This window comes from Holdemania sp. (genome assembly GCF_986127675.1).
Map to the genome: position 1 here is coordinate 1 of NZ_CFQZWI010000127.1, position 6,881 is coordinate 6,881.

A 6,881-nucleotide genomic window follows, 5' to 3' on the forward strand; every position below is an offset into this window, starting at 1 on the left:
CTAAGTTAAGCCTTCTTTGTTATATTTAATTGAAAGAGGTGAGAGGAATATGGATGTAAGTAAATATCCAAGAGATAAAATTGGATTGCTTATTAAAATATCGCGCATGGAACAAGGCTTGGAAAGAGCGGAATTATCAGCAAGAACAGGCATCAATCTCTCTCAATTATTTCGTATCGAAAATGGCCAGAGCGTTTTAAATAATTATGAAATAGATATATTATTTGATGAACTACTTATTGACAAGAAGCATTTTTCACAAAAAGATTCTTATCTTAATATGATATTTGATCAATATGTCGATAATTATATCTATGGATTAAAGCTGGATAATGAAATCCTTATGAAACAGGCTTACGAATTGGAATCTGATTATGAATGCTCGATCAATTATTACAAATGGGTATGTTTAAAATATTTTGATGGTGTAATTAGTCGACAAAATGACGATAAATTTCTAAGCCTTGAATCCATCATCGTTAAGGTTAAAGGTGGTTTTTCACCGATTGAGCAACAGTTATGTGGAATATTTTTGTCTTTGCGAAAAAGCAGGGAGTATAAGTATAACGAAGCAATTTCTATTTTAAACAGTTGTTTAAATAGTAATGATAATAAATTATTAGGAATAATCTATTACTATTTATTCACTAATTATACTCAAAATAATGAAAACGACTTGGCCTATTCTTTTCTGACTAAAGCGTTAGATCAATTTAAATTGGAAAATAACTTTATCGGAATAACGGAATGTATTTGTCATTTTGGAGTTTATTCTTCAAGAAAAGGGGCATATAAATTAGCTGAATCTTATTTTTACGAAGCAATTAAATTAGCCCGAATTTTGAATAAAGAAAATCTTATGGGGATTAGCTACTATAATCTATCTTGGTGTAAAATATGTGAAAAAAAATATGATGATGTTTATCCTATGGCGGAGAAAGCAATGCAATATATTGATGATGGAGATTTATATTTCAATATTGCCTTCGCCTATTATAAATTGCGTAAAAGCAAAGATCTCATTATTGAATATATTAAGAAAGGTAAAACAAGAGTAAATAAAAAAAATATTCTATATGAAGAATTCAGTTATATAGAATATGCCTTAGATCATACAAAAGAAGAGACTGTAAGCTATTTGTATACCATGCTGCATAAGGTAGAGAAAAAGGCAAATCGTGATGATTGTTTCCTGTTATTTACGGAATTATTGGATTTGCTTGAAGAATTACACAGGACAGAAGAAGTTGTCATTATTCAGAAATCTCTAATGGAGTTATCATAAGTATAGGTTCTTCTCAAAAAAATTTCCCGGGAACTGCTTGGGAATAGTTTCTTTCTCTTCTTTTCATTAAATCGAAACAGAGGTTGTTACACTCTGTCTTATAAACTTAAAAACGCGCTTAAATCAGGCATAATTTTCCTGAAACGCGTTTTTTCTGCTTATTTTTGACGATTCCAGAAGCCGGATTCGCGGAATAATGCAGGGTCGATCAGCTTGGGATCGTACATCACCTTGGCATGGTTGACAATCAGTTCCTGATCAAACGCCACTTCCCCGCTGGCTTTGTTGATCGCCTTGCGCCGCACGATATTATGCCGGTAAGCGCCGTCTTTTTCCCAGGTGAAACCGCTGTCCTGTTCGTAGATATGATATTTCAGCGGCTGCGGATGATCGCAGCGCAGCTCGCCGCACAGATAGCGCTCGTTTGTTTCGATCACAAGCTGAAATGTATCGGACGTTCGGTTTTCGACCCGGTAATCTAGATAGTTATAAACGATAGAAGTCCCCGTTCCAAACGGCACCTGCCGGCCGAAATCCGGAAACAGATCAAACCGGCCGTGGTGATGATGCTCGGTAATCGTCAGGGAGCTGTGCAGTACCATCCAGTGAATCAGATTGGTCATCTGGCACATGCCGCCGCCGATGCTGGAGGACGGATGATTGCCGGAGATCGTCAATCCTTCCCGATATCCTTTTTCCGCCGTGCACTCTCCGACGCAATGCCAGAACGAAAACGTTTCGCCGGGTCGGATCAGTAAATGCGTGAGTCTGGGCGCAGCCAGAGCCAGATTTACCGCCTTGTTTTCCTGCAGCTGCTGATCAACCTTGCCCAGCTTTCGTCGGATCAGCGAATTATGCTTGTTGACGACGACCGGCAGGCACGCTTCGCTGTACGTTTGGGCAAAGTGAATTCGATGCATCCGATCCTGAAAATTCCGCTTGAAGATTTCTTTTTTCCGCGAAAGCGCATAGGCCCGCGGACCCAACTGATATAGATGTAATCGCTGCATTTCCAATTTTTCCCCCATTCCGTCTGATTCGGATCAGAGATTACCCGGCTTTCTTTCGATCCCCCGGGGAAAGATTTGTACAGATCTCTGCGTTTAGAATATCGTAACAGCTATATTTACAAATGTCAATGTAAGAAAACCCGGTTTTCCGCTTGTGTCCTGCGGGAGTTTGTTTATAATAATACACAGGAGGATTGTAATCGAATGAAAACAGTATGGAATAAAACGCAGGGTGAACAGCGCGAAGCCCTGTTTGCCTTCAACGAAGCGTATAAGCACTTTATTTCCGTATGCAAAACGGAACGGGAATGCGTGCGGGAAACGGTCCGGCTGGCAAAGGAAAACGGCTACCGGGATCTGAACGAGGTTCTGGCGGCAAACGCTAAAATCCAGGCCGGCGATAAGCTCTATGCCGTCAATAAAGATAAGGATATCGCACTGTTTGTGATCGGCAGTGAACCGCTGGAAGCGGGCATGAATATCGTCGGGGCGCACATCGACTCCCCGCGTCTGGATCTGAAGCAGCATCCGATCTATGAAGATCAGGGACTGACGCTGCTGGATACGCATTACTATGGCGGAATCAAAAAATACCAATGGGTCGCCCATCCGATGGCGCTGCACGGCGTCGTCTTCAAGAAAGACGGCACGCGGATTGAATTGAACATCGGCGAGGATGAAAACGATCCGGTTGTCGGCATCAGCGATCTGTTAGTGCATCTTTCCGCCGATCAGATGCAGAAGACCGGGGCGAAGGTCGTCGAAGGCGAAGACTTAAACGTATTGGTCGGAAGCATCCCGGCCGAGGGCGGCGAAGACGAAAAAGAGCCGGTCAAGAAAGCGATTCTGGCTCTGTTAAAAGAAAAATACAACATGGAGGAAGAAGATTTCCTGTCTGCGGAAATCGAAGTCGTTCCCGCGGGCAAAGCGCGCGATTACGGTCTGGACCGCGGTCTGATTTTAGGCTATGGCCATGACGACCGCGTCTGCGCCTATACCTCAGCGCTGGCAACCTTCGCGATGGAAAATCCGCAGCGCACCAGCGTCTGCCTGTTGGTTGACAAGGAAGAAGTCGGAAGCAATGGCGCCAGCGGCATGCACTCGCATTTCTTTGAGAACATTGTCGCGGAGATTCTCAACGCAATGGGCGATTACAGCGAGCTGAAAGTCCGCCGCGCTCTGCAGAACAGTAAGATGTTAAGCAGCGACGTCAGCGCCGGCTATGATCCGAATTATCCGTCGGTCAATGAAATGAAGAATACAGCGTTCTTGGGCAAGGGCATCGTCTTCAACAAATACACCGGATCCCGCGGCAAGAGCGGATGCAACGACGCCAATCCGGAATTCATCGCCGAGCTGCGCCGGATCATGGACGAGGAAGACGTCATGTTCCAGACCGCTGAGCTGGGCCGCGTCGATCAGGGCGGCGGGGGAACGATCGCCTATATCCTGGCGAATTACAACATGGAAGTCATTGACGCCGGCATCGCCGTGCAGAATATGCACGCCCCATGGGAAGTCGTTTCCAAAGCGGACGTCTATGAAGCCTACCGTGCTTATGTCGCATTCTTAAAGAAAGCATAAGCCTGAAATTACCTGAAAGCCAAATAAAACCGGTTTTCCAAGCTCCGCAAATTGAGCGGAACGAAGGGAAACCGGTTTTTTCTGAAGGTCAATAAGACATTTTATTTGCGAAATGAAATGAGAAGTTATTTTTCAGCCCACGACTTTCCCGGCGACAGGACGCCGCCCAGACCTTTGGCGATCAAGGTAAAATACCGCTCACGATCCTTGGAACTGTCTGGAAATTTACCGTCGGCAACATTGACGGCCAGGTTCAGCGTGGTGTCGATGACAAACTCCCAGAAAACCTCGGAGCGGATTAAAATTGCGCTTTTGTTTAACTCGACAAAATTGGTAAAAAAAGCGAAGGATTCAGTCTGACCGCGCATGACGTCGTGGGTATAGAAGGAGGAATGGCGGAATTGTGAGTAGAATTTGGCGTGATCGCCATGCGACGCGAAATAACCGAAATACAAAAACCACAACTCGCGGATGCTCCGGCGCAGGGAAAACAACTTGACGTCTGCCTGTTTCAGCTGCTCGTCAACCTGTCTGTCAACATGATAAAAACACGCTGTTAACAGCTCCGGTTTGCTGTGAAAGTAATGAAAGATGCTGCCCTCGCTGATTCCGCATTCCTTTGCAATTCTGCGTGTGGACAAGTTCACCAGTCCTTCCCGGGCGGCTTGGGCGATTGTAATTTCCAAAATCTGTCCTGCGTCTATCGTTTGTTTTCTCATGGTTTTAGTATAGATGATTTTACTGAAAAATGCGATTAAAAACTGTATTTTGTCATAAATTGGTTCTTTCGCTATGATAAACTCATTGTTAAGCGCATGCTTAATAATGATTGAGGAGAGAAATATGAGGAAGTTATTCCAGTTTTTATGCTGCATCGGACTTTGCGTGCTGCCTCTGGAAGCGATGATGCCGCCCACAGTATCCGCAGAGGCCGCAGGGGATGGCGCAAAGTTAATCGAAAAGGTTGAACTTTTATGCGGAGATTCCGCGTTAAACGACGGAGACAGCGTCGCCGCAGAAGACGCGTTAATTTTACGCTACACGCTGAAACCACTGGAGGAATCCATGAATCTGCCGGGCAGCGAGTGGGACATCGCGATCCCGGAATATATCGAAAACAGTCATCCGAATCTGAATCAGGAAATCAAGATTGACGGGCAGACGGTAGCGCACGTCACTGCCGGGGCGCAGAAGGATCAGATCAAGCTTGTCTTCGAAGAAGATCTGGGCGTCCTGCCAATTTATGCAATGAATTTTGAATTCAGCGCCAGATTGGACATGGATGAAATCGGCGGCCGGCAGGATGTGGAAATGAGTTTAGGGACAGACCGCTCCATTCGCCTGACCATTGCAGACAATGCCCTCAAGGATCCGGCCGTTACCGCAAAAAGCGGCGTCTATGAGAATTCCGGGACGATTGTCTGGACAGTTTCGTTAAGCAGGCAAATCGCGCCGTTTGATGAGGAACAGAATGCTCCGCAATATACGACGGGATTTCTGTTTTGCGATGAACTGACAGCGAAGCAGACCTATGTCGACAATTCGCTGACACTGAAAGTCGGTTCGCAGCAGACGCATCCTGCAGTTCAGGTCGACGGGCAGACGCTGCGGGTCACACTTGACCAGCCATTAAGTCAGGATGCAGTGATCACATACAAGACCATACCATCCCCCGCGGTGTTTATCGGCGACGATGGTCAGCTGGCAGATCCTTCCAAAGGGATGACCGTGACCAATACGGCCCAGCTCTGGCAGCCGGACGGCTCCGCAAAACTGTCCGAGGCGCAGGGGGAGGTGCGGGTCAAGGGCGACAGCTGGCTGATGAAAACCGGCGAAAGTTATGATCTTGTCAACAAGACGATGACCTGGAAGCTCGTCGTGCATACCCAGTCGCTGCCTTTTAACACGATTACCCTTTACGACGAACTGGAAGATCGCTTGAGCTTCAGCGCAGCGGACGCCAACGTTACGGTGAACGGAAATTCCGTTCCCTCTGAGGTTTTGTTAAATCCTGCCTTTGATGGGCGAAGCGGCGGTGATCAGAAACTGCTGACGATCAATCATCCGCAGGAAGCCGAATACGTGATCACCTATCTCACGCACTTTGATCTCGATCTGACAGCGCAGAACGTCAATACAAATCTGAACAACAAGGCGTGGCTGCAGATGAACTGGGATCCGGACGGCGCCGGTCCGGAACCAGCCCGCGATTACGGCACGCCGGTCATTGAAAAAAACCACAAGCTGCCGACCAGCGTTGTTGAAAAATCCGCGAGCTACAATGCTGCGACCCGCCGGATTACCTGGACAGTGACGCTGAATAAGAATCTTCTGGATGTTCAGGATGGAACGATTATGGATACCTTGACCACGGCCAATCAGAAATATATCGGCAACGCTCAGGTGATCACGCCGAAAACAGGGTATACGATCACAATCAATCCGCTGGCTGATAAGACAACTGAGACGACACAGGATTATGAGATTCTGATCGCCAACGCTGACGGTCAGACGAATACCTTTAACGAAATGATTGTGTTCCAGTATGAAACCGAAGCGACCGATCCGCTGTTCTATGCGGATAATGCGAAAATGAAATTTCATAACAAGGTGGCCTTCGGTTCCGATGCCATTCCGACGTTGACCGCCTCCGCCCAGCCGCAGTTTTCCAGCACAGTGCTTCAGAAGAGCGCTGAAGGTTATGATTATCAAACCCATGAACTTCGCTGGAAGATTGTCGTCAATCAAAACGGTACCGAGCTGACAGATGTTCGGGTTAAGGATGCGCTGCCGGAGTATCTGCGGTATGTGGAAAACAGTCTGACTGTCCGGTATGCTTCACAAAACAAAGACGTTCCGATGACGCCGGTGATTGTGAATAACGAGCTTCAGATCGATCTGGGCACGCTGCATGAACAGGTCACACTGACTTTTAACACGGTGTTGGACGTGAATGCGACGAATCTGCCCGAGGGGTTCCGGTTTGATCAATCCAATACATC

General features: G+C 46.6%; 5 protein-coding genes. 3 read left to right on the plus strand and 2 right to left on the minus strand.

The genetic code is table 11. The features are described 5' to 3' along the window. Nucleotides 1-49: 49 nt before the first annotated feature. On the plus strand, nucleotides 50-1,285 hold the full coding sequence (locus tag AC5OW4_RS13680; protein WP_295768725.1) for a helix-turn-helix domain-containing protein: 1,236 nt from the start codon (nucleotides 50-52) through the stop codon (nucleotides 1,283-1,285). Nucleotides 1,286-1,443: 158 nt separating this feature from the next. On the opposite strand, the gene AC5OW4_RS13685 is transcribed toward AC5OW4_RS13680, so the two are convergent. Next, the gene (locus AC5OW4_RS13685) at nucleotides 1,444-2,295 is read right to left on the minus strand and encodes a VanW family protein (protein WP_295768722.1); all 852 of its coding nucleotides are present in this window, start codon (nucleotides 2,293-2,295) and stop codon (nucleotides 1,444-1,446) included. Between the two features lie 204 nt (nucleotides 2,296-2,499). Between AC5OW4_RS13685 and AC5OW4_RS13690 the strand changes: the two genes are divergently transcribed. After that, nucleotides 2,500-3,879, plus strand: a complete 1,380-nt coding sequence (locus tag AC5OW4_RS13690; RefSeq protein ID WP_195396316.1) for an aminopeptidase — start codon at nucleotides 2,500-2,502, stop codon at nucleotides 3,877-3,879. 125 nt (nucleotides 3,880-4,004) lie between these two features. On the opposite strand, the gene AC5OW4_RS13695 is transcribed toward AC5OW4_RS13690, so the two are convergent. Then, a complete protein-coding gene (locus AC5OW4_RS13695) occupies nucleotides 4,005-4,565 on the minus strand; it encodes a TetR/AcrR family transcriptional regulator (protein ID WP_195547885.1) in 561 nt (186 codons plus the stop codon). 157 nt (nucleotides 4,566-4,722) lie between these two features. Between AC5OW4_RS13695 and AC5OW4_RS13700 the strand changes: the two genes are divergently transcribed. Beyond that, nucleotides 4,723-6,881: hypothetical protein (locus AC5OW4_RS13700; RefSeq protein ID WP_493677096.1), on the plus strand; the 2,159-nt coding region annotated here is incomplete at its 3' end.

Excerpts from the sequence above, each read along its gene's own strand:
- AC5OW4_RS13680 (WP_295768725.1), top strand. The coding sequence starts at position 50 with ATGGATGTAAGTAAATATCCAAGAGATAAAATTGGATTGCTTATTAAA.
- AC5OW4_RS13685 (WP_295768722.1), bottom strand. The coding sequence starts at position 2,295 with ATGCAGCGATTACATCTATATCAGTTGGGTCCGCGGGCCTATGCGCTT.
- AC5OW4_RS13690 (WP_195396316.1), top strand. The coding sequence starts at position 2,500 with ATGAAAACAGTATGGAATAAAACGCAGGGTGAACAGCGCGAAGCCCTG.